19 protein-coding genes and 3 pseudogenes are annotated in these 21,674 nt (G+C 69.4%); 19 read left to right on the top strand and 3 right to left on the bottom strand.

What is annotated here, in order from left to right; all coding sequences use genetic code 11:
- Nucleotides 1-125 (bottom strand): annotated as a pseudogene (locus tag AC07F3_RS40905) (IS630 family transposase); the annotation flags it as partial.
- Between the two features lie 86 nt (nt 126-211).
- On the opposite strand from AC07F3_RS40905, the gene AC07F3_RS40900 reads away from it, so the two are divergent.
- The 12 genes from AC07F3_RS40900 to AC07F3_RS40845 all read left to right on the top strand — a co-directional run bounded on the left by AC07F3_RS40900 (nt 212) and on the right by AC07F3_RS40845 (nt 13,234).
- Nucleotides 212-1,498 carry a PucR family transcriptional regulator gene (locus AC07F3_RS40900; protein WP_479120090.1) on the top strand — a complete coding sequence of 429 codons (1,287 nt, stop codon included), beginning with the start codon at nt 212-214 and terminating at the stop codon, nt 1,496-1,498.
- A 274-nt stretch (nt 1,499-1,772) separates the two neighbouring features.
- On the top strand, nt 1,773-2,747 hold the full coding sequence (locus AC07F3_RS40895; RefSeq protein WP_479120089.1) for a 3-oxoacyl-[acyl-carrier-protein] synthase III C-terminal domain-containing protein: 975 nt from the start codon (nt 1,773-1,775) through the stop codon (nt 2,745-2,747).
- A 68-nt stretch (nt 2,748-2,815) separates the two neighbouring features.
- Nucleotides 2,816-3,733, top strand: coding sequence for a diiron oxygenase (locus AC07F3_RS40890; RefSeq protein ID WP_479120087.1), 918 nt, complete (start codon nt 2,816-2,818; stop codon nt 3,731-3,733).
- The gene (locus tag AC07F3_RS40885; RefSeq protein WP_479120086.1) at nt 3,723-3,977 is read left to right on the top strand and encodes an acyl carrier protein; all 255 of its coding nucleotides are present in this window, start codon (nt 3,723-3,725) and stop codon (nt 3,975-3,977) included. The genes AC07F3_RS40890 and AC07F3_RS40885 overlap by 11 nt, the downstream gene beginning before the upstream one ends.
- Nucleotides 3,974-4,894 (top strand): class-II aminoacyl-tRNA synthetase family protein, encoded by a 921-nt coding sequence (locus tag AC07F3_RS40880; RefSeq protein WP_479120085.1) that lies wholly within the window; start codon nt 3,974-3,976, stop codon nt 4,892-4,894. The genes AC07F3_RS40885 and AC07F3_RS40880 overlap by 4 nt, the downstream gene beginning before the upstream one ends.
- Complete coding sequence (locus AC07F3_RS40875) at nt 4,891-6,045, top strand: SDR family oxidoreductase (protein WP_479120084.1); 1,155 nt, start codon at nt 4,891-4,893, stop codon at nt 6,043-6,045. Before AC07F3_RS40880 ends, AC07F3_RS40875 begins: the two co-directional genes overlap by 4 nt.
- A gap of 14 nt (nt 6,046-6,059) precedes the next feature.
- On the top strand, nt 6,060-6,644 hold the full coding sequence (locus AC07F3_RS40870) for a ferritin-like domain-containing protein (protein WP_479120082.1): 585 nt from the start codon (nt 6,060-6,062) through the stop codon (nt 6,642-6,644).
- Nucleotides 6,641-7,555 carry a 4'-phosphopantetheinyl transferase superfamily protein gene (locus AC07F3_RS40865; protein WP_479120081.1) on the top strand — a complete coding sequence of 305 codons (915 nt, stop codon included), beginning with the start codon at nt 6,641-6,643 and terminating at the stop codon, nt 7,553-7,555. The genes AC07F3_RS40870 and AC07F3_RS40865 overlap by 4 nt, the downstream gene beginning before the upstream one ends.
- A 14-nt stretch (nt 7,556-7,569) precedes the next feature.
- On the top strand, nt 7,570-9,939 hold the full coding sequence (locus tag AC07F3_RS40860; RefSeq protein ID WP_479120079.1) for an MMPL family transporter: 2,370 nt from the start codon (nt 7,570-7,572) through the stop codon (nt 9,937-9,939).
- Complete coding sequence (locus AC07F3_RS40855) at nt 9,936-10,553, top strand: methyltransferase family protein (protein WP_479120078.1); 618 nt, start codon at nt 9,936-9,938, stop codon at nt 10,551-10,553. The genes AC07F3_RS40860 and AC07F3_RS40855 overlap by 4 nt, the downstream gene beginning before the upstream one ends.
- Before the next feature lie 14 nt (nt 10,554-10,567).
- Nucleotides 10,568-12,226, top strand: a complete 1,659-nt coding sequence (locus AC07F3_RS40850; RefSeq protein WP_479120077.1) for an AMP-binding protein — start codon at nt 10,568-10,570, stop codon at nt 12,224-12,226.
- A 186-nt stretch (nt 12,227-12,412) separates the two neighbouring features.
- Nucleotides 12,413-13,234 (top strand): thioredoxin domain-containing protein, encoded by an 822-nt coding sequence (locus AC07F3_RS40845; RefSeq protein ID WP_479120076.1) that lies wholly within the window; start codon nt 12,413-12,415, stop codon nt 13,232-13,234.
- A 54-nt stretch (nt 13,235-13,288) separates the two neighbouring features.
- On the opposite strand, the gene AC07F3_RS40840 is transcribed toward AC07F3_RS40845, so the two are convergent.
- Nucleotides 13,289-14,014, bottom strand: coding sequence for a hypothetical protein (locus tag AC07F3_RS40840; RefSeq protein ID WP_479120075.1), 726 nt, complete (start codon nt 14,012-14,014; stop codon nt 13,289-13,291).
- Nucleotides 14,015-14,144: 130 nt separating this feature from the next.
- On the opposite strand from AC07F3_RS40840, the pseudogene AC07F3_RS40835 reads away from it, so the two are divergent.
- The 6 genes and pseudogenes from AC07F3_RS40835 to AC07F3_RS40810 form a co-directional block, all read left to right on the top strand.
- A pseudogene (locus tag AC07F3_RS40835) lies at nt 14,145-14,336 on the top strand (transposase); the annotation flags it as partial.
- 455 nt (nt 14,337-14,791) lie between these two features.
- Nucleotides 14,792-15,814 carry a transposase gene (locus tag AC07F3_RS40830; protein ID WP_479120073.1) on the top strand — a complete coding sequence of 341 codons (1,023 nt, stop codon included), beginning with the start codon at nt 14,792-14,794 and terminating at the stop codon, nt 15,812-15,814.
- Nucleotides 15,810-16,031, top strand: a complete 222-nt coding sequence (locus AC07F3_RS40825) for a DUF7916 family protein (protein ID WP_479120094.1) — start codon at nt 15,810-15,812, stop codon at nt 16,029-16,031. Before AC07F3_RS40830 ends, AC07F3_RS40825 begins: the two co-directional genes overlap by 5 nt.
- A gap of 267 nt (nt 16,032-16,298) precedes the next feature.
- Nucleotides 16,299-17,750 (top strand): protein kinase domain-containing protein, encoded by a 1,452-nt coding sequence (locus tag AC07F3_RS40820; RefSeq protein WP_479120072.1) that lies wholly within the window; start codon nt 16,299-16,301, stop codon nt 17,748-17,750.
- A gap of 294 nt (nt 17,751-18,044) precedes the next feature.
- Nucleotides 18,045-19,121, top strand: a complete 1,077-nt coding sequence (locus AC07F3_RS40815; RefSeq protein WP_479120070.1) for an alpha/beta hydrolase — start codon at nt 18,045-18,047, stop codon at nt 19,119-19,121.
- A gap of 88 nt (nt 19,122-19,209) precedes the next feature.
- Nucleotides 19,210-19,452 (top strand): annotated as a pseudogene (locus AC07F3_RS40810) (trypsin-like serine protease); the annotation flags it as partial.
- A gap of 60 nt (nt 19,453-19,512) precedes the next feature.
- Here the strand turns inward: AC07F3_RS40810 and ltrA are convergent.
- Complete coding sequence (gene ltrA / locus AC07F3_RS40805; RefSeq protein ID WP_479120069.1) at nt 19,513-20,769, bottom strand: group II intron reverse transcriptase/maturase; 1,257 nt, start codon at nt 20,767-20,769, stop codon at nt 19,513-19,515.
- 469 nt (nt 20,770-21,238) lie between these two features.
- On the opposite strand from ltrA, the gene AC07F3_RS40800 reads away from it, so the two are divergent.
- On the top strand, nt 21,239-21,541 hold the full coding sequence (locus tag AC07F3_RS40800; protein ID WP_479120067.1) for a hypothetical protein: 303 nt from the start codon (nt 21,239-21,241) through the stop codon (nt 21,539-21,541).
- Nucleotides 21,542-21,674: the final 133 nt, after the last annotated feature.

Here is a 21,674-nt window from a genome sequence, read left to right as displayed (position 1 = left end):
CGCAGCCGCCGTGCGACCTCCGGCGGCTTGATCCTCTGCTCGAACAGCTCAGCCGCCTGCATCCGAACCGACTCCCGGCGCTGACGCCCCGCGACAGTCAGCCCGCCTCCATCCGCGTATCTCACACACCACGGACTACCGCCAACACCCCAGCCTCATCAGGAACTTCAGCAAAGATCACCCTGACGAGCCGAAGTCAGTATCCACCCCCATGGGCACAGTGCCGGCCGGCATCGGCAAGGGTGTTCGCCGGGACACAGCGGGTGGGACACAGCCACTACGGACGCTGGGGCGCGGCGATTCCGTGGTCCCCCGGCTCGCCGGGGCGCTCATACCCCGGGTGCCCCAACTCGTCGACGAGCTGGTCCAGGTGGCTCGGGAGCGGGACGTACGGTACTTCGCCGATGTGCCCGCGGCCGACATCCGGCGTTCGGTGCGCGAGCACGCTCTCGGCTTCCTGCGGTACGTCGTGGACCTCCCCGCGCCGCGGGCCGACCTGCTCGCCGTGCCCATGACGTGGGGACGTTGCCGGGCCCAGGAGGGCGTGACCATGGAGTCGATGCTGCGGATGTACCGGCTCGGCACCCAGTTCCTCTGGGAGAAGCTGTTCGACGAGGCCCGTGCCCAGTCGCCCGAGGCGCTGCAACGGCTCCTCGACGAGAGCGGGCTGGTGTGGGAGGCGCTCGACAGCTACTCCTCCGCGCTGGTCGAGGGCTATCGCGCGGCGGAGAGCGATGCGCGCCGCCTGGACTCGGCGCGCCGGGACGCGCTCTTCGACGCGCTCGTCGAGGGGCGCGGGGTCGAGCCCCTCGTCGTCGCCGAGGCCCGTGCCGCGTTCGGGCTGCCCTCGCGCGGTCGTTTCGTCGTGGTCGCCATGGACGCGAGTGCTGCTCCGGAGCCGACGCGCTTTCCCGTCCTCCCCTCCCCCTCCGTCCAGGCCGTCTGGCGGCTGCGGGCCGGTCAGGTCGTGGGCGTACTGGAGTTGGGGCGCACCCCGATGCCGCGCCTCGTGCATCAACTCTCGGCCGGACGGACAGGACAGCGGGTGGGTATCTCCTGCGAGGTCGACGGACTCGCCGACCTCGCCGCCGCCTACCGGTGCGCGGAGACCGCGTTGCAGACCCTGCCGTGCGGGTCCGACGGCGTCGCCGCCTTCGACGACCGGCTCCTTGAGGCGTTCGTGGTGACCAGCCCCCACGTCGCCGAACGGCTCGCGCAGCGCACGCTCGGGGGGCTCCTCGACTGCGTGCCGGAGGAGCGGACGTTGCTTCTGGAAACCCTGGACTCGTGGTTCCACTGCGGCTGTTCGGCTGCCCGGGCCGCCGAAGAACTGCACTGCCACCGCAACACCGTGCTGAACCGGCTGCGCCGCTTCGAGGCGCTCACCGGCGCCCCACTGGACGACGACCGCCATCGGCTCGCCTGCCGGATGGCGCTGGTGGCCGTCCACACTCTGCCGCAGGCCGCGACGCCGCATACAGCGGCCGGGACATCCTGAGAGCGGGGGCGACCCGCCCCGTTGTGCTCCCCGCCCAACCGCACCCCACCAACCCGCAGCAGGCGGCCATCGACCCGGCCGCGTCCCGAAGGAAGCATGGAACGGGGGTTCGGAGATGTGCCGGGGGGGGAACTGCGCGTCTTCAGCCGAGAATCCCATTGGCTTCTGGATGAGTGCAACGGGCTTCCCTGATCGGTGATCCCGTCCGCGACGGTGCGGACGGCGATGGGCCGCAGGGATGTGCCGTTCGCGATGATGTGCTGGGGAGTTGTCAGTGACGGAGGTATTCGTCGACTCGTTCGTCTACGCGCTGGGCGAGCGGAAAGTACTCGTCCACGAGTCCGCCGCCGACGGACGGCTGGTCTCGGCGCCGCAGGACCTGGAGTCCGCGGGCTTCCGCTGGCATCACCTTTGCGAGCCCACGACCAGCGCTTACGACTTGGCGCGGCGGGTGACCGGACAGCTCGCCCACTCCGGGCGGCTCGGCGAGGTCGACGCCATCGTCTACGCGACCTGTCTGCCCGGCAACGCCAACGCCGGGGACCACGAACAGTGGGAACGCAGCCGGGACGTCAAGCACCTCATGGACTTCCCCGCCAGCCGCCTCCAGGCCGACTTCGGGCTGTCCAAGGCCGTCGTCTTCGGCCTCAACCAGCAGGCCTGCACCGCCATGCTGGGCTCGGTCCGGCTGGCCGGCGCGCTGCTGCGGGCCGAGCCCTCGTGGGAGCGAGTGCTGTGCGTCACGGCCGACCGCTTCCCCGAGGGCGCCACGTACGAGCAGGCGTACAACTTGATCTCCGACGGCGCCGCCGCCTGCGTCACCAGCCGGACGCCCGGTGCCTTCCGTCTAGTGACGGCCCATCAGATCACCAACGGCGGGCTCGGGCAGGCGGGCGACGACGAGACGGTGGGCAGCTACTTCGCGTACACCCACCGCCTCGTCCGCGAGACCCTGGAGCGCGCCGGACTCACCTCGGCCGACCTCGACTGGGTGGTCACCCAGAACACCAACGACAAGGCGTGGCAGATCCTGGCGCGGCTGCTCGGCGTCCCGTACGAGAAGGTCTTCTTCTCCTCCATGCCGGAGGTCGGCCATGTCATCTCCGCCGACAACATCGTCAACCTCGCCGACCTGCTCGCCAGCGGGCAGGTGCGCCCCGGCCAGCGGATCGCGCTGGTGATGGCCGGGTTCGGCCTGAACTGGCAGTGCCTGATCCTCCAGGCCACCGACGCGGTCACGGACTCCTGAAACGTCTCCGCGCCCTCTCGCACAGGCGCACCCCCAGATACCGACCGACCCATCACCCTGAGGCCCGCTTGAGTACCACGCACGACCGCAAAGCCCGGCTGGCCGAGGCGCTCGCCTCGCTCGGCCCGACCGTCGACCGGCTCAGCCACCTTTCGCAGCGCTCGTACCAGAACCCGTACGCCACGGTGGAGTGGCCGGACGAGGTCAGGCCCGAGGAGGAGTGGTTCAGCTCTCCCGAGTACCTGAGCCTGTACGGCACCGAGCACTGGGAGCGGCTCGACGAAAGGGGCCGGCGGCGGCTCGCCTTCCATGAAGCCGCCAACTTCTACAGCCTCAACATCCACGGCGAGAAGGGCCTGATGCAGGGACTGGCCGAGCGGCTCTACCGCACGGATCTGCTGGACGTCGCCGAGTACCTGCACCACTTCCTCGACGAGGAGAACAAGCACAGCATCTTCTTCGGCGGGTTCTGCACCCGCTACGCGAAGGTGTACCGCAGCCGTCAGTTCTCCTTCGCGGAGTCGCGCGACCCCTGGCCCCGGGACGTCGAGGACTTCCTCTTCTTCACCAAGACCATGGTCTTCGAGGAGATCGTGGACCACTACAACTGGGTGCAGTCGCGGGACACCCGGCTGCATCCAGTGGCGCGGTTCATCAATCACAACCACCACTTCGAGGAGTCCCGCCACCTCGTCTTCGGCCGCCGCCTTGTGACCGCCCTGTGGGAGGCGTGCGCGCCGTCCTGGGACGACGCCACCGTGGCGGAGATCCGCACCCACCTCCACCAGCACTTCACCACGAGTTGGCGGGAGTACTACAACCCCGATGTGTACGCCGACACCGGCTGCGCCGACCCGTGGGAGGTCGCCGAGCAGGCGTGGGCGGCACCCGCGCAGCGCAAGCACCGCCGTGCGGTGTCCCAGAAGGTGCTGGGCTTCCTCACCACGACGGGGATTCTCGACAAGGAGCCCGCTGATGCGTTCTGACCAGGAACTCCGTGACGGCCTGCGCGCCTGGGTGCGGACCAAAGCCCCGGAGGGCGTCGCCATCGACGACGATACCGCGCTGTTCGAGCAGCGGCACATCAGGTCGATCCACCTGCCCGAGCTGATCCTGCTCCTGGAGCGGCTTTCCGGGGCGCCCATCGACGTCGAGGAGCTCAACCCCCGGGACTTCCGGTCCATCGACGCGATGGTGCTGCGGTACGGGCGAGCCGGAGCCGCGTCATGACCCTCAACTCGCTTGAGAAATCTGCCGACTTGGCCCGCATCGGGCTGTCCTGGCGGGCTTCGGGGCAGGCCACGCTGCGTGGCCCGCTGTTGCGGCTCGCGGAGTCCTGCGACCGGGCCTTCGTACGGCTTTCCGGGCTGTGGCGGGCCGAGGAGGAGCACCACCCGGCGTCGATGTCGGCACAAGCCCTCCAGCGGGCCGACTACCTGCGGTCCTTCCCGCACCAGGCAGCCTTCGCCGCGCGGCTGAGCCCCGAGGACACCAACCTCCGCGCCTTCCTCGACGGCCCCGTCCTCGACCCGGACGGCTCGGTGCACCTCACCGAGCTGTCGCCCGTGTCGGAGGTCCTGACCCCGGCCGCCTGCTACCACGTGTACGGCGACCGCCAGGGACAGGCGCTGGACGGGCCGCAGTACGTGACCACCCGCAACACCTGCTTCCGGCACGAGCGGGAGTACGTGCCGCTGCGGCGGCTGAGCAGTTTCCGCATGTGTGAGGTGGTGTGTCTGGGCCGGGCCGAGGACACCGCGGCGTTCCTCCAGTCGGCGACGGCGGCCGTCGACGCGTTCTGCGAGCGGGTGGGCGTCGGGTTTGAGTGGCAGGCCGCGACGGACCCGTTCTTCCGGCCGCGTGACAATCCGCGCTATCTGCTCCAGCGGGTCGACCCGGTCAAGTTCGAGGCCACGTACGGCGGTGATCTGGCGATCGCGTCCGTCAACCGCCACCACGACCACTTCGGCGAGAGCTTCGGCCTGAGGCTCGACGGGGCGCCGGCGCACAGCGCGTGCCTCGCCTTCGGCATCGAGCGCTGGCTCTTCGCCCTCGTCGACCGGTATGGCACCGACCCGGCGGCCTGGCCCGACGTGGAGCGGGCGGCGGCCGAGGCGCTCGCGTCCCTCTCCGGAGGCCCGGCATGAACGGCACCACGCTCATCACCGGCGCCGACGGCTACCTCGGCCGCCGCCTCGCCGCCGCCCTGCTCGCCGAGAGCGACGACCACCTCGTCCTCGCCGTACGTGCCGCCGACGGTCGTGAACTCGCCGACAAGCAACGGCTGTTGAGGGACGAGCTCGGCGAGGACGCCGCGAACCGCACCAGGGTCGTAGGCGCCGATGTCACCCAGGACGAGGTGCTGGCGGAGATCGACCCCGGCACCGTGACCCGGATCGTCCACGCCGCCGCGCTCACCCGCTTCAACACACCGCGCGACGCGGCGCAGCGGGTGAATGTCGAGGGCACCGCCCGGGTGCTGGCGTTCGCGGCCCGCTGCGAGCACCTCCAGAGGTTCGCCCTGCTGTCCACGCTCTACGCGGCGGGACGGCGGCGCGGCGCGGTCCGCGAGGAACGGCTGGCCGACTCCGGCTTCGTCAACCACTACGAGTGGTCGAAGTGGGCCGCCGAGGAGTTGGTGCTGGACGCTGCCGGGGATCTGCCGGTGTCCGTGCTGCGTCTGCCCACGCTGATCGCGGACGACGACTCCGGCCGCGTCACCCAGTACAACGTGTTCCACAACACCCTGAAGCTCTTCCACTACGGGCTCCTCTCGCTCGTACCGGGCGAGCGGGAGACGCCGCTGAGCCTGGCGACCTCCGAGTTCACCGTCGCGGCGGTGGCCCGGCTCCTGGACCCGGCGGTCGTGGGCGGCATCTACCACGTGTGTCCGGACCCGGCCGACACGGCCTCGCTCGGCGAGCTGATCGACACCGCCTTCGACGTGTTCGAGCGGGACGAGGCGTTCCGGAGGCGCGGCGTGCTGCGGCCCGTACCGTGCGACGAGGAGAGCTTCGAAGACCTCCTGGGCGCCGCCGGCCTGCTGCGGGCCGGTCCCATGCACCAGTCGCTGGCGTCGGTCTCCCCTTTCGCCCACCAGCTGTACCTGCCGAAGACGTTCCACAACACGGCGCTGCGGGCCGCCTGGCCCGGCTATGCGGCGCCCGATCCAATCGCCTTGGCCCGGGCCACCTGCGCCCGGCTCGTCGCGACCCGCTGGGGCCGCCGGAGCGAGCCGGAAAGCAGGCCGGCGGGCGTACCGGGAGAGACGAACGAGCAAATGGAAGCGGCGAGTTGAAAGGCGAGCCCCGTATGACCCTGTCCGAGAACGACCTCTGGCTGATCAGCTACTACCGCTCGTCCGAGATCAACGGCGCCCTCTTCTTCGGCCGCGTCGCCCGGACCCTGCGCGGCAGCCCCCTTCAGGCGGACGTCACCCACCACTTCGCCGACGAGGCCAACCACGCCAAGTACTGGGCGCAGTGCATCGAGGACCTCGGCCACCACGCCCAGAAGCTGCGCGGCTCCTACCAGGACCAGTACCTCGACGCGGTCGGCCTGCCCGCCAACCTGATGGAGGTCATGGCCATCACCCAGGTCTTCGAGAAGCGGGTGATCGGCCAGTACCGGCGGCACCTGCGGGCGCCCGACATCCACCCGCGCGTCCGGCAGACCATCGAGACGATCATGGAGGACGAGCGGTGGCACGTGAAGTACGTACGTGACGCGCTCCAGGAGATGGCCGGCAGGTACGGCCAGGAGACCATCGACGACACCCTTGCCCGGTTCACCGCCGCCGACGAGGAGGTCTACGCGAAGACGCTGGCCGAGTACGGGGAGCGGGTCGTCTTCCTCGGCGATGACACCGACGGCGCCACCAGCCCGCTCAGATCGTGAAGCCACCCTGCACGCCGAACGCGTACGGGACGGTGAAGCTGCTCGTCGTGTGGAACGAGCGGCCGCTCACCACCCACACCCTGTCCGCGCGGGAGCGGGAGCAGTTCGACGCCCTGCCCCGCCGGGCCCGTACGCGGTGGCTGGTCTCCCGGCGCGCCCTGCGGCTGCTCCTTGGTCTGATTGGGCTGCCGGGGGACACCGCCTCGTACGCCTTCCCGCACCGACGCGTCTCGCTCTCGCACAGCGCGGGTGCGGCCGTGGCGGCGGGATCCATTGATGCCTCAACGTGCCCATATGTCGGAGGAGTTGGGATCGACCTGGAGCCGGAGCGGGCGGACCGCGTCGACACCTCCCGGTTCTTCCTCGACGAGCGCGAGCAGGCCTGGCTCGCCTCGCTCCCCCACTCCGTACGGGCCTCCGAACGGCTGCGGCTGTGGACCGTCAAGGAGGCGCTCTTCAAGGCCGATCCGGACAACCGCCACACCGTGCTGCGCGACTACGCCACGGCCGATCCGGCCGCCCACCACGGCCGGGCCCACGCGCGACCACACCCCGCCCACCTCTTCTCGTATGTGAGCGCCCGGCTCCACGGCGGCCATCTCTCGGGTGCCGTCGCCTTCGAGGATCCGGCCGCTCCGACCCAGCCCACCCGGCCCCGACCAGAAAGCGAGAGCCCTGTGCCCGCCCTCACCTTCGCCGATGTCGCCGAGCGCGTGACCTCGACGCTCTCCATACCGGTGGAGAAGCTCACGCCAGAGACCAAACTGCGTGAACTCGCCGCCGACAGCTTCCTGTTGGTGGAGATGGCGGTTGACCTCCAGGAGGAGTTCGACACCGTCTTCACCCAGCACGAGCTGCGCGAGGTCATCACGCTCGGCGATCTCGCCGCCCTGGTGGGAGTCCGGTCCTGAGCCCCCGGGCGAACGTGCCGGATCGGCCGACTCTGCCGGAGCGCTGGATCCGGGTGCTGACCCGCTTCCGGTGGCCCATCCTCGCCTGCTGGCTGGTGGCGCTGGTCGCGGCCGGGGTGGCCGCGCTGCCGCTGGCGGACCGGCTGAGCGGGGGCGGCTGGTACGTCCCCGGGTCCGGGTCGCAGGAGGCGATCGCCGCCACCCGTTCGGGCTTCGCGGACCGGGGTGCGAACAATCTGACCCTGGTGATCACGGACGAGCGGAACACGGCCGCGAGCCCGGCCTTCGAGCAGCGGGTGCGCCAGGCCACCGCCGAGATCACCGGCGACAAGCGGCTCCAGACGGTGGGCAGTTACGGCTGGACCACCCTGTCGTCCGAGAACCGGGGGCCGTTCCTCGGCAAGGACGGTCGCACCGCCGTCACCCTCGTCGGGCTGAAGCTGGACGACGGCACCGCGCGGCGCGTGCTGCCGGATGTACAGGAGGAGATCGACCGTCATTGGGCGCCGGCCGGCCTTCGCGTGTCGCTGGTCAGCGCCGGAACGCTGTGGGGCGAGATCAACACGCTGAGCCAGTCGGGGCTGCAACAGGCCGAACTCATCACCTTCCCGCTGCTCCTGGTGATCCTGCTGCTCCTGTACCGGGGGGTGGCCGCCGCGGTGGTGTCGTTCGTGGTGTCCGCGACGGCGATCGTGTTCACGCTCGGGGTGGTCTCGCTGCTCGCGCGCCACTTCGAGCTGTCGGTGTTCGTGGAGAACGCGGCGACGATGATCGGGCTCGGGGTGAGCGTCGACTACTCGCTCTTCGTCATCTCCCGGTACGTCGACGAAATCCGCCGGGGCCGCGACCGTACGGCGGCACTCGCCGCGACGCTGCGCACCAGCGGGAAGACGGTCGTCTTCTCCGGGCTCATCGTCGTCCTGGCGATGTCCAGCCTGTTCCTGGTGGACCTCAACGTCATCCAGTCGATCGCCCTTGGCATTGTCATCGTGGTCGCCTTCGCCGTCCTCGCGTCCGTGGCCGTGCTGCCCCTGGTGCTCGTACTGCTCGGCGACCGCATCCTGTGGGGGCAACTGCCCTCCGGACTCGGGGCGCTGGGGCGGCGCTCACGCCGAGGCGGGGCGCCTTCCGGCCCGGCGGCGCCCGGCGACCGCTGGCAGCGCGTGGCGCGGGGGATCATGCGCCGCCCGGTGTTCTTCCTGAGCGTGGCGGTCCTCGCGATGGCCGCGCTCGCGGCGCCCTCACTCTCGCTGCGCACCTTCACACCGGACGCGCGGATCGTGCCCGAGTCCTCTCCGGTACGGGCCGGGTTCGACGCCATGCGGGCGCAGTTCGGGCCCGGCGCCGCCTCGCCCCACCAGGTGGTCGTCGCCTCGGACACCCCGCTCGGCACGTCACCGGACGGCGGCCGGGTCCTCGCACTCCACGACAAGCTGGCCGCGCTCCCCCACGTCACCGGCGTCAACTCGCCGCTGGATACGCTGCGGAAGGCGAGCCCGCAACGACCACTGGCCGCCCTCGACCCGGCGGCCTTCGCCCGGCTCCCCCACGACGCCCGCGCCACCGTCGACCGCTACGTCTCGGCCGACCGCCGCACTCTGGTCCTGGAGGTCCTCTCCGACGGCCAGGCGTCCAGCCCCGACTCCCGCGCCCTGGTCGCCTCGATGCGCTCGCTCGCCCACGACCTGGACGGCTCGGGTCTGCGGGCCGTGGTGGGCGGCGAGACCGCCGAAGGCGTGGACGCCAACACGGCGATCGAGGACGCGCTGCCCGCCGTCGTCGTCGTGATGCTCGCGGTGATCTACCTCCTGCTCCTGATCACGTTCCGGTCGCTCCTGCTCCCGGTCAAGGCGATCCTCATCAACCTCCTCTCCCTGGGCGCCACGTATGGCGTACTGGTGCTGGTGTTCCAGCACTCCTGGGCCGCCGATCTCCTCGGCTTCCAGGAGTTCGGCCACCTCCAGAACTTCGTGCCGGTGGTGCTCCTGGCGATCCTGTTCAGCCTGAGCACCGACTACGAGGTGTTCCTGCTCCACCGCATCCGGGAGGAGTACGACGGAGGCGCGGACAACACCGCGAGCGTCGCGGGCGGCCTGGCCTCCACCGCGCCCCTGATCTCAGGCGCCGCGCTGCTGATGGTGGCCGTGTTCGGCGCGTTCGCGTTCACCGGGATCATGCCGATCCAGCAGCTCGGCCTCGGCCTCGCCGTCGCCATCGCGCTCGACGCCACGGTCATCCGCCTGGTGGTCGTACCCGCCGCGATGCAGCTCATGGGCGACTGGAACTGGTGGCTGCCCGGCCGCCGCCCGGTGCGCCCGCAGCCCGCCGAGGCCATCGAGCCCACGCTCAACTCCCCGTCCCAGAAAGGAACAAGCCGCACGTGAACGGTCCCGCACTTCTCCTTCTCCTGCTGAACTTCACCTTCATCGGCGCCCTGCCGAGGGTCTTCTTCCGCCCCGACGGCCGACTCAACGCCAAGTGGTGGCTGACGGCGCTGCCCTTCTTCCTGTGCCCCGTGTTCATCGCGGTGGCGGTCCTGCTCGGCTGGCAGCCGCTGGTCACCGACGACACCTGGCGCACCGGAGGAACCCTCGTCGCCGTGGTCCTGAACGTGGCCTCCATCGCGCTGATCTTCATGACCCTGGGCACGCACCGCATTCCGCTGGCGCTGTGGCACCAGGAGGACGACGCCCCGCGTCACCTGGTGACGTACGGCGCCTACCGCCGCATCCGGCACCCCTTCTACGCGGCGTTCCTGCTCGCCTTCCTGTCCGGGCTCTTCGCGTTCCCCCACCCGGTCACGCTCGTCCTGGCCGTCTACGGTTTCGCCTCGCTGAACAGGACGGCCGCAGGGGAGGAACAGCGGCTCTCCGCCTCGGAGTTCGGCGCGGAGTACGTGGCGTACATCGGGCACACCGGCCGCTTCTTCCCGCACCTGGGCCGGCTCGGGACGGCACACGCCGAGCCCGTTCCGGCTCCCTCGGCCGGCGAACGCTAGGAGGAGAATCCGCGATGTCACGTCTCCTGTCCTGGCTGACGGAGCCGCACCCGGAGCGCGGTGTGCACCTGGCCGACGAGTCGGACGGCTGGGAGTTCGCCTCGTACCGCGACCTGGCGGCCTCGGCCCGTCGTACCGCCACCGCCATGACGGCGGCCGGAGTGCGCCCGGGCTCCGTCGTGTGCCTGATCCTGCCGAGCGGGCGCGACTTCCTGTCGGCGCTGTTCGGCGCGTGGGCGGCGGGCGCCACGGTCTCTCCGCTCGTCCCGCCCTCCTTCCAGCCGGATGACGAGTACGTCGCGTACGTCGCCGCCATCCTGCGGCAGGCCGAGCCCTCCCTCGTGGTCGCGGCCGAGGAGTTCGCGCCGCTGGCCATGCGGGCGATGGAGCAGGCGGGTCGGGCGGACGAACCTTGGCTGCCCCGGGAGGGCGCCGTCGAGGCCGAGGTCGTACCGGCGGCCGGGACCGCGCTGCTCCAGTTCACCTCGGGCTCCACCAGCGAGCCGCGCGGCGTGCGGGTCTCCTGGGCGAACATCGCGGCCAACCATGCCGTACAGGGCCGCATGGTCGGCTGGCGGGACGGCGACGGCACCGCCTCCTGGCTTCCTCTGCACCACGACATGGGGCTGATCGGCTGCTGCCTCTTCCCCGTCGCCGCGCAGTCCCCGCTGTGGCTGATGCGGCCGGAACAGTTCATCCGCGATCCCGCGCGCTGGCTCGCCTGCTTCGCGCCGGGGAAGGCGGCCCACACGGCGGCGCCGTCGTTCGCGTTCGCCTACGCGGCCCGGCGCATCCGTCCGCAACGCCTCGCGGAGCTGGACCTGTCGGGCTTGCGCTCGGTGTTCGTGGGCGCGGAGGCGATCGATCCCGCGGCCCTCGACGCCTTCGCCCGCCGCATGGAACCGGCCGGGTTCTCCCGCGGCGCCTTCCTGCCGGCCTACGGCCTGGCCGAGAACACCCTCGCGGTGACCGGTGCCGATACGCCGATCGTCCTGGTCCGCCCGGACTGGGCGTCACTGCGCATCGGGGAGGCCGTGACGATCGAGGAGGAGGCGAAGTTCGGCGACCGGGTCGTCGAACCCGGCTCCGGCTGGCTGATCGGGCACGGAGCGCCGCATGCCGGGGACGACATCCACGTACGCGTCCTCGATGACGACGGGCACCCGCTGCCCGACGGCCGGCTCGGTGAGATCGCGGTGACCGGCAGCTCGGTCGCGGGCGGCTATCACGGCGGCCGGGAGGGCTCCTCCACCCGGTTCGTCGACGGTGAGCTCCGCACCGGGGACGCCGGGTTCCGGCACCACGGCGAGCTGTTCGTGCTGGGCCGGATGGGAGACAGCCTGAAGCTGCGCGGCCGCAGCGTGTACGTCGACGACCTCGACGCGAAGGTGGCCGCGGCGGCCGGCGTGGACAAGGACCGGGTAGGTGTCGTGGCCGTCAACGACGAGGGCCGCCCCGGCCTGGCCGTCTTCGTCGAAACACCGCCCGGCCCCTGGGCGTGGGCGGTGACGGAACTCCTCCGCAACGAGCTGGGCCCCGAGCCCGCCCTCACGCTCGTCACCGGCCGGCGCGGCCTCCTTAAGCGGACCACGAGCGGGAAGCTGCGCCGGGGGCAGATGTGGCGGCTGCTGCGGGAGGGGCGGGTGACGGGGACGGTGGTGGAGGCGCCGTAGCGGGCGCCGCGTTCTTGCGGCGGCCTCCGGGGCGCGCAGGACCCCGAGGACTTGGCCCACTCCGGAGGCCGCCACAGGACTTTGGTCCCCGCAACCGGTGACCCGTGGTCCTCAGCGGCACGGGGTCCGGCCGGTCACGCTGGAGGGACGGCAAGAGCGCGGAGGGCTGACCGAGGGACGAGTGGATTGAAGGACAAAGGCAACGCACGGGCACGGATGCAGGCCGAGCGCGCGGCACGGGCCAAGAAGGAGCGGCTGTACCGGCGGCTGACCGTCTCGGGTGCGGTGCTCGGCGGGGCCGCGCTGCTCACCGGCGTGATCATCGCGGTCACCGGTTCCGGCGGTGGAAAGACCGACGCCGCCATGGCGGCCGCCATGAAGGGCCCGCTGGTCGTCCCGCAGCACGCCTCGGACACCGACGGCACCGTCATCACGTACGGCGACCCGGCCGCCAAGCGCACCCTGGACGTCTACGAGGATCCGCGCTGCCCGTTCTGCGGGATCGTGGAGCGCGGGCTCGGCGCGACGATGCAGCTGCTGGCCGACGAGGGCAAGTACAAGATCCAGTACCACATCGCCACGTTCCTGGACGACAACTTCGGCGGCAACGGCTCCAAGAGCGCGCTCGGCGCCCTGGGCGCGGCGCTGAACCAGGGCACCCAGCAGTTCGCGGCGCTCCACGCCGAGCTGTACGAGGACCAGCCGGACGAGCGGGAGGACTCCTTCGCCGACCAGGGCAAGCTGCTGTCCCTCGCCGCGAAGGTGCCGGGGCTGGACCAGGCCGCGATGAAGAAGGCCGTCAACGACGGCACGTACCTGCCGTGGACGGCGAAGGTCGACAAGGCGACGGGCAAGGATCTCGGCGAGGCCTGGAAGAAGGCCGGCCTGACCGGCCCGACCGGCACCCCGGCCGTCTTCCTCGACGGCCGGCGCCTGGACGTGATCAACAACGCCCAGGAAGCCATTTCCGCCAAGGAGTTCGAGGGGTTGGTGGCGAACGGGAAGTGAACGGGTCGCGTTCCGCGTGATCAGGGCCCGGACGGGCTGCGGACGTCGCGCGTCCTATCCCACCGGCTTCTTCAGCCAGTCCGCCTCAACGGTCCAGAAGATGGAACTCGCACCGAGTGTGTCCCGCGCGAAGTCGGTGAAGCGTTCCCGGGTGTAGGGCTTCCCCTGCGGATCCTTGGGGTCCGGGTACTTGAGGGTGGGTTCCTGGACCGCCATGGCGACGACAGGGAGCCGCTTCTTGTACTTCTCGATGAACTGGTAGGACTTCCGCGTCGGGTAGTACCGGTCCGGCAGGATGTCCGGGCCGCCGATCCCTATCCCGTAGTCCGCCGCAGGCTTGACGAACTCCTCCATACGCTTCTCATCCGCACAGTTGGTCTCGTCGGCATCGCAGCGGGCTTCCTCGTCCTTGTCCATGGGCCAGTAATTGACGTACTGGATGAACGGGGTGCCGCCGTCGGCGCGGCTGAAGACTTTCTTTCCGTACAGCATATTGGCGCGTTCGGCCTCGAAGTACTTCTGGGCGGTGTATCCGGTGCGCTGTTGTTCGTCCTCGGGTACCTGAACCGAGGTCTCCGGAAGGTTCACCCTGGCCAGCTTGCCGGCGAACCGGTCCGCCATGGCTTTCAGCAGGTCCTGAAATCCCTGTCGACAGCACCCCACGGCACCGGTACCTGCACAGTGGCGATGTCCTGACGGTCGATCATCTTCCGCAGATCTAAGCTTGACTCTGTCGGGGATCTTGGAGTTTTCCGGTGGGGTTGCGTGATCAACGGTCATGCTCGGACTGTTCCATTGGCCCGTGCAGTCGTCGAGGTGCCCGTTGTCCCTTCGCCCCCGTTCCGGTGAGCAAGTCCCCTCTCTGACCGCGTAGATCGCTCGGGCGAGCAACCCAGGTGGCACCACGGCGATGTGGGTGAGAGACCGGCTGGATGGGCTGTGGCGCGATCAGGACTTCGCCGACTGGTACCCGCGGGACGGACGTCCGGGTCTCTCGCCCGCTCAGCTGGCCACCGTCTGTGTGCTGCAGTTCGTGCTCGGTCTCTCGGACCGGCAGGCCGCCGAGGCGGTCCGCTGCCGCATCGACTTCAAGTACGCGATGGCCATGGGGCTGGACGACCCCGGCTTCCACCACAGCGTACTGGCCGATTTCCGCGATCGTCTCGCCGAAGGAGACCGTGCTGACTGCCTCCTCGACCTCGCGCTGGCCCGCCTCAAGGAGGCCGGCCTGGTGCACGAGCGCACCACCCAGCGCACCGATTCCACTCATGTCCTGGCCGCGGTGCGGGACCTGACCCGCCCGGAGCTGATCACCGAGGCGGTCCGCGCCGCTCTCGAAGAAGTCGCCGGTATCTCCCCTCACCTCCTGGACGGGCTCGTTGATGAGGACTGGGGGCTCCGCTACGGCCGGCCGGTCCGCCTGGGGGGAAGAACTCCACCCAGCCCGAGACCCGGATCCTCAACACCGGCAACGACGTCCTGCGGCTCCTGGAACACCTCTACCGGCACGGAACAGACCGCACGTCCGGCCCCCGCATCCAGGCTCTGCGGCAGATCATGGTGCAGAACTACGACCGTGACACCACGGGCCGCCTGCGCTGGCGCGCGGCCGAGAAGGAAGGCGGGCCCGGGCTGCCGCCCTCGTCCCGGGCCATCGTCTCTCCCTACGACACCTCGGCCCGCTACGCACGCCACGGACACATCATCAGCTGGAAGGGGTTCTCCGCACATCTGACCGAGACCTGTGCTCCCGACGACCCCAACGTGATCACGGACGTGGTCACCACCGCGGCCACCACCCACGACAGCCAGGTCCTGCCCGGCATCCACACCCGTCTGGCCCGCCGCGGGCTGCTGCCCGCCGAGCACCTGGTCGACGCCGGCTACACCTCCCTGCCCCACCTGGAACAAGCCGCCCGCGAACACCAGGTCACCGTCTCCCGGCCGCTGAAGAGCAACCCCACCCGCCAGCACCGCCAAAACGAGGGCTTCGCCCGGGACGATTTCCACATCGACTACGACAATCAGCAGGTCACCTGTCCTCAAGGCCAGGTCAGTGCGGGCTGGCACGGCCCCTACCCGACCTCCTCGCCCACCGCGGCCCCACTGATCGTGGCCCGGTTCACCAAGGGCCAGTGCCGCCCCTGCCCGGTCCGCGCGCAGTGCACCAGCACCGCCGACAACGTCCGCACCGTGGGATTTCCCCCGCGAGAGCTCCGCGAGCTGCAACTTCGCGTCCGTACTGAACAGCAGACGCCCGAGTGGAAGGCCCGCTATGCGGTCCGCTCCGGAGTGGAGGGCACCATCAACGAGTTCGCCCACGGACACGGCATGCGCCGGTGCCGCTACCGAAGTCAGTCAAAGGCCCACCTCCAGCACGTCCTGACGGCCATCGCCGTCAACATCGAGCGCCTCAGCGGACTGCCACCAACCGACGAGGTCCCCAAGTCCCGTCGGCCTACCGCCTTCCAGGACTACCTCGACCAACGCCAGCTACCCCGGCCAAAATCCTGGCGAACCCTGGCACCTGACCTCGGCAACTCCAAGATCCCCGACAGAGTCAAGCTAAGAGGCAATTAAGAGCGCTCTCAGGAGATCCTGCTCATCGGCCGAGCGTGCTGCGCAGTTCGTAGCGGCCCTGAACGCCAAGGACATCGGCGTCGACACCCACCACATCGGCGACGCGTACGTGGCCGGCGCAGCGGACCCCGAGTTCCTCTACGACTACTCCGTCGCCATCCGCGGCCGCCGTCACACCTGGCACCGCATGGGCCGCAATACCCGCAACCGCACCTGACCGTACGGCTCGCCGATGAGCCGAACCCGGTCGCCCGGATGTGGCGGCCGGGCGGCCGGGCGTCTCCCTGGCCATCGCCTGGGGAGGGCGTAACCGGGACTTTCGGCAGTAATTCAGGGACTTGTGGTCCCGCCAGGTGGGTAGTGCGGCAGGTCACGATGAAGGGACGCCCACAGGCGGGTTCGAAGTGCTCGCGCAGGTTGGGCCGGTGACGGGGAATCAGAACGCGCCGATTCCGCGGCCCGCTCAGAGGTGATGTGAGAACCAATGGATGCCGAACCCGCCGACCTCCATGTGACCGCCGACCAGTTCGTCGGCGACGGCCGTTATCGCCTCACCCACCGGCTGGGGCGTGGTGGTATGGCGGAGGTGTTCGCCGCGGAGGATGTGCGTCTGGGCCGCACTGTCGCGGTGAAGCTGCTCCGTGCCGATCTTGCCGAGGACCCGGTGTCCAAGGCGCGGTTCACGCGTGAGGCGCAGTCGGTGGCCGGGCTCAATCACCACGCGGTGGTGGCGGTGTACGACTCCGGTGAGGACTTCGTGGGCGGCCAGACCGTCCCGTACATCGTGATGGAGCTGGTCGAGGGCCGCACCATCCGTGATCTCCTGGTGGATGCGGACGCTCCGCCGCCGGAGCAGGCTTTGATCATCGTGTCCGGTGTGCTGGAGGCGCTTGCGTACTCGCATCAGCACGGGATCGTGCACCGTGACATCAAGCCCGCGAACGTGATCATCACGGACACGGGTGCGGTCAAGGTGATGGACTTCGGCATCGCGCGGGCGCTGCACGGTGCGCAGTCGACGATGACGCAGACCGGCATGGTCATGGGCACCCCGCAGTACCTCTCGCCCGAGCAGGCGCTCGGCAAGGCGGTGGATCACCGCTCCGACCTGTATGCCACGGGCTGTCTGCTGTACGAACTCCTCGCGCTGCGGCCCCCGTTCGTCGGTGAGACACCGTTGTCGGTGGTCTACCAGCACGTTCAGGACATGCCGGTGCCGCCGTCGCAGGTGACGCATGTGGCGCCGCCGGAGCTGGACGGTCTGGTGATGCGGTCGCTGGCCAAGGACCCGGACGACCGGTTCCAGTCGGCGGAGGAGATGCGGGGTCTGGTCCAGTACGGGCTGCAGATGCTGCAGGCGCAGGGTGGCCACACCGGCACCTGGAACACCGGCCCGGTCGAGCTGATGCACGAGGGTGCCCACACTCCGGCGATGGGCAGCCCCGGCGCGACGGCGGCCATGGGCCACCCCGTGCACGGGGACACCATGGCTCAGCCGGCCCACCGGCCCGGGGACGACGCCGAGAGCGGTGCGGGCAAGCCGCGCCGCAGGACGGGGCTGCGCGCCGCGATGTGGGTGGCCGCTCTGGCCGCCGTCGGGATCGGCACGGCCGTCGCGCTCAACGGATTCGGTACGACGCAGACGGGCGGCGGCAGCGGCGCCCCCAAGCCCCCGTCCCCTACGCCGTCCCTCTCGCCGCAGGAGCAGCTCAGCCCCACGCCGCCGTACCGCACCGATCCGGACGACACCGCGCCGAGCACCGACAGCAGCCCCTACCGCTCCCATACGCCGCAGAACGAACGCCCGTACACCAACAGGCCGAGTTCCCCGCACACCCCCAGACCGCCGCGCACCCATTCGCCCACCCCCACCCCGCCCACGCCTACACCGACACCACCCACCCCCACCCCCACTCCGTCCGACCCCGCGGAGTGACCGGACCGTGTGACCGTGACCGGACCGTGTGATCGGCGGGTGCAACCGGGCGGCGGCTGGAGCGATCGGCTCGGAGGCCGGGCGGGGGGCGGCCGAGCCACGCCCCTGGCAGAACGCCTCTTAGAGAACTCTTAATGCGTCTTGAGATACCTGTACGCACCTGTTCCTCGGGGCCGGCGCCGTCGCCGGGGACAGGGCGGACGACCTGCGCCTCAGCCGCACCGAGGTCGTCGTGACCCGGCCCTGCGACGGCCGGTCCGCCTTCAGCCACCAGCACCACGCGGAGCGCAGACGATGACACCCCCCGACACCGTGGCAACACCCGTCCAGGGCCGCCGCCGCACCAAACGCTGGGTCCTCATAGCCGCCGTGGTGGCGGTCCTCGGGCTGGCCTCGTGGCCGGTGCTCAGCCATTTCGACGTGTTCTCCGACAAGGGCGACGCCATCAGCTTCGGCCAGGACGGCAAGTCGGACGGCGGGAACGGACGCGGCACGTCGGGGGCGTCGATGCCCACCGGCCCGAAGTCCGAGTTCAAGATCTCGGGCACGGTGCCCGAGGACGGCAGCAAGATCGCGGTCACGACGTACGAGGGCAAGAAGTCCGGGTTCAAGGGCAAGGTGTGGGTCTGGGTCCCGCCGCAGTACAACGACCCGAAGTGCGCCAAGAGCGGCTTCCCCGTGATGATCGCGCTGCCGGGCGGCGCCGGGTACCCGACCAACTACTGGATGGGAACCGACCTCAAGCTGGAGGCGAGCATCTCCCAGTGGTCCAAGGCGGGCAAGAGCCTCCCGTTCATCGTCGTCATGCCGGTGCTCAACCCTGAGCCCGACAAGGGCGGCCTGTACTGGGACGGCAGTGACATCCCCGGCCAGCAGAAGATGGGCACCTGGCTGACGGAGGACGTACCCGACCTGGCCAGGGAGAACTTCCGCACGATCAACTCGCGGGACGGGTGGGCCTTCATGGGCTCGTCCACCGGCGACTTCGCCGGCCTGAAGGCGGTGCTGCAGAAGCCCGACCGGTTCAAGGCCGTCATCGCCTCCGGCCCGGACGTCTCGCCCGACTCCCGCCTGTGGAAGGGCCACGACAAGGAGAAGGCGGAGAACAACCCCAAGGTGCTCGCCCCCAGGCTCATCGAAGCCGGAAAGCCGGACGTGTACATCGCCTTCCAGGTCGGCACCAAGGAGGCCTCGGCCGTGGCCCCGATCAAGGACTTCGTGCACCGCTACACCAAGGGCCCCATCCACACCAAGCTGAACCTCATCCAGGGCGGCGAGCACAACGCCAAGACGTACGTGCCGAACATGGAGTCCGGAGGCCTGATCCAGTGGATCAGCGAGCACATGCAGGGCCCCACCCCGGTCTCATGAGCGAGCCGCGCGGCTCCACCGATAGAAGAACGTCCGCCGCGCCCCGAACGCACACCCCTACACTCCCGACCCCCACGAGACGCCGCACATCGACTTCGGAGACTTCGACCTCGCACTGATCAAGCTCGACAAACCCGTCACCGACAAGGCGCCCCTGCCCCTGGCCGCCAAGACCCCGGCAGTCGGCACCGCCCTCAGGTTCCTGGGGTGGGGAAACACCAGCTCCGGCCCTGGCACCGCCGACGACCATCCCGACCGGCTCCAGGAGGCCACCCTCCCCATCAGTGGGAACACAGCGGGCATCCGCCGAGTAGCCGAGGGGAATCTCACCCCTCGGCTCTCACAGAACCGTGCGGAACGATCTCTCGTTACACGGCTCCTGTCGCTCTGGTCACCAGGCCGACGAAGTGGTCCAGGGCCAGTGCGCGAACATGCGGGGATACCGCTCGGCGATCTCCCCCATCTTCGCGATGGCCTTCCGCTTCGCCCTGAGCCGTTCATACTTCTTGCGGATCCATCGCACCAAGTAGGCGTTGATGCGCGCCAGAAGGGGATCCAGCCCCGACCGCCGGAAGCGGCCGTAGTACTGCATCCACCCCGCCACCCGTGGGTTGACCCACCGGGCGAGATCGTTGAATGAGAGGTCGGCCCGAGTATGAAGGTGCCAGGAACGGACCTCCGCACTGAGCCGCTTCAGGGCCTCTTTGCTGATCTCCGGGTCAAAGGAGAGGAATTTCTGCCCCTTCTTGTCCCGGCTCCTGCGGGCACGGAATGTGTAGCCGAGGAAGGTGAACGCAGTGTTCTCGTACGAGTTCCGGCGCTTGCCGTCCTTGCAGTACACGATCCGGGTCTTGTCGGGATGCAGACGCAACCCGACCTGTTCCATCCTGTCCATCAGCGCGGCCAGTACCTCTGTGGCCTGACGCTCGGTGACACAGTGGATGACCGCGTCATCCGCATAACGCTCGAACCAGACACCCGGGTATTCCCGGGCCAGCCAGATGTCGAACGCGTAGTGCATGAACAGGTTCGCCAGCACGGGCGAGACCGGGGACCCTTGCGGGGTTCCCCGGTCCCGGACCAGCAGGCTGCCGTCGGGCTGCTGCATCGGGGCTTCGAGCCACCTCCGCACATACAAAATCACCCAAACGGCGTCGGTGTGAGCTTCCACCGCCTTGACCAGAAGGTCCCAGGGCACGCTGTCGAAGAACTTGGCGACATCGAGATCGATGACCCAATTCCTCTTCCAGCAGCGGTCCCGGCAGCGTGCGACCGCGTCCAATGCTGACCGCCCAGGCCGGTATCCATACGAATCTGGGTGGAATACAGGCTCCACCCGACGCATGAGATGCCTGGCCACCACGGTCTGCGCCACCCGGTCAGCCACACAAGGAATCCCGAGGATTCTCGTGCCTCCGCCATGCAGTTTAGGAATCTCCACCGCGCGCACCGGCTGCGAAAAATAAGACCCCGACGACATTCGGTTCCAGACCTTATAGAGGTTTCCCTTCAGGTCCTTCTCGAACTCGTCCAGAGACTGCCCGTCCACTCCGGGAGCGCCCTTGTTCGCCTTGACTTCCTCCCACGCCTCCTTGACTTCCCACTTCGAAATCTCAAACGGCTTGGCCTGTGACTTCAACTGGTCCACCGAATTCCTCCCGGGCACTACCCGGTTGACGCGATCAACTCAGCCACGAACGACCCGGCCCCTTCGCTCCACCCCTGTTACAGGGGCTTCACCACTACTACGAGCCGGTCCGCCAGCGCTCCTGGCCTCGGTACTCGATCCCTTGCAGTGTCGGCTGCTTGGGACACTCCCTCTTTCCCGCCGTCAAGACGGGCAGCGGCAAGAAGCGCCTTCTCCTGTTCCATGCGGAAGCCGCAGACCGGGCTCACGTCGCCTGCATGCCGGACACCACCTGGCCAGTAAACGGGCACCCGCCAGACTCATCCCGGGATTGGGTATACACCCCGGTTTTGATGTCGCCTTGGTTCTTACGACACGTCAGCAGCGATTCACTTGCGTTCGTCTTCCCGGTCCCTACCTGACGCCTCTTACGACGCCTTTTCCTCGTCGCTCACCACGACGGTCTTCAGCCAACGCAGCACGAGGTGGTTTGAAGCCTCCCCCCGCAGGGCGACTTCGAAGGGCCAACAACCTTCATCTTCCGCACAGCATCACTTCAAGAACTGCTCCTACAACCAGCTCCATCCACGTTCAGGACACAAACACCCACGACTCCCGGGTCAACGCCTCCTTCGGCGACTCGGGAGGGCCCGGCACGATCCGTGACTCCCGGGGCGTCGAAGTCCTGGCCGCCGTCACCTCGGGTGGAAACGCCGCCGACCCCGCCGACGGCACCTTCGTCGACGTGGCCGCCCACCTCGACTGGATCCACAAGGTCATGAAAGCCGGCTGACCCGCCCCCGTTCGCCCCTCGTCCTGTCACCGGCGACCGAAATAGCCGATCGGCCCGCCGCCCCGGCCGAACGGCCGATCCGCACGCACCGGTGGCAGGACTATCCACGAGGAGGAGGAATCCATGTCCTGAA

The sequence above is a fragment of the Streptomyces sp. NPDC045846 genome, from assembly GCF_056431605.1.
The sequence above is the reverse complement of the archived record's forward strand: the minus strand, read 5'-3'. Positions and strand labels throughout refer to the sequence as shown.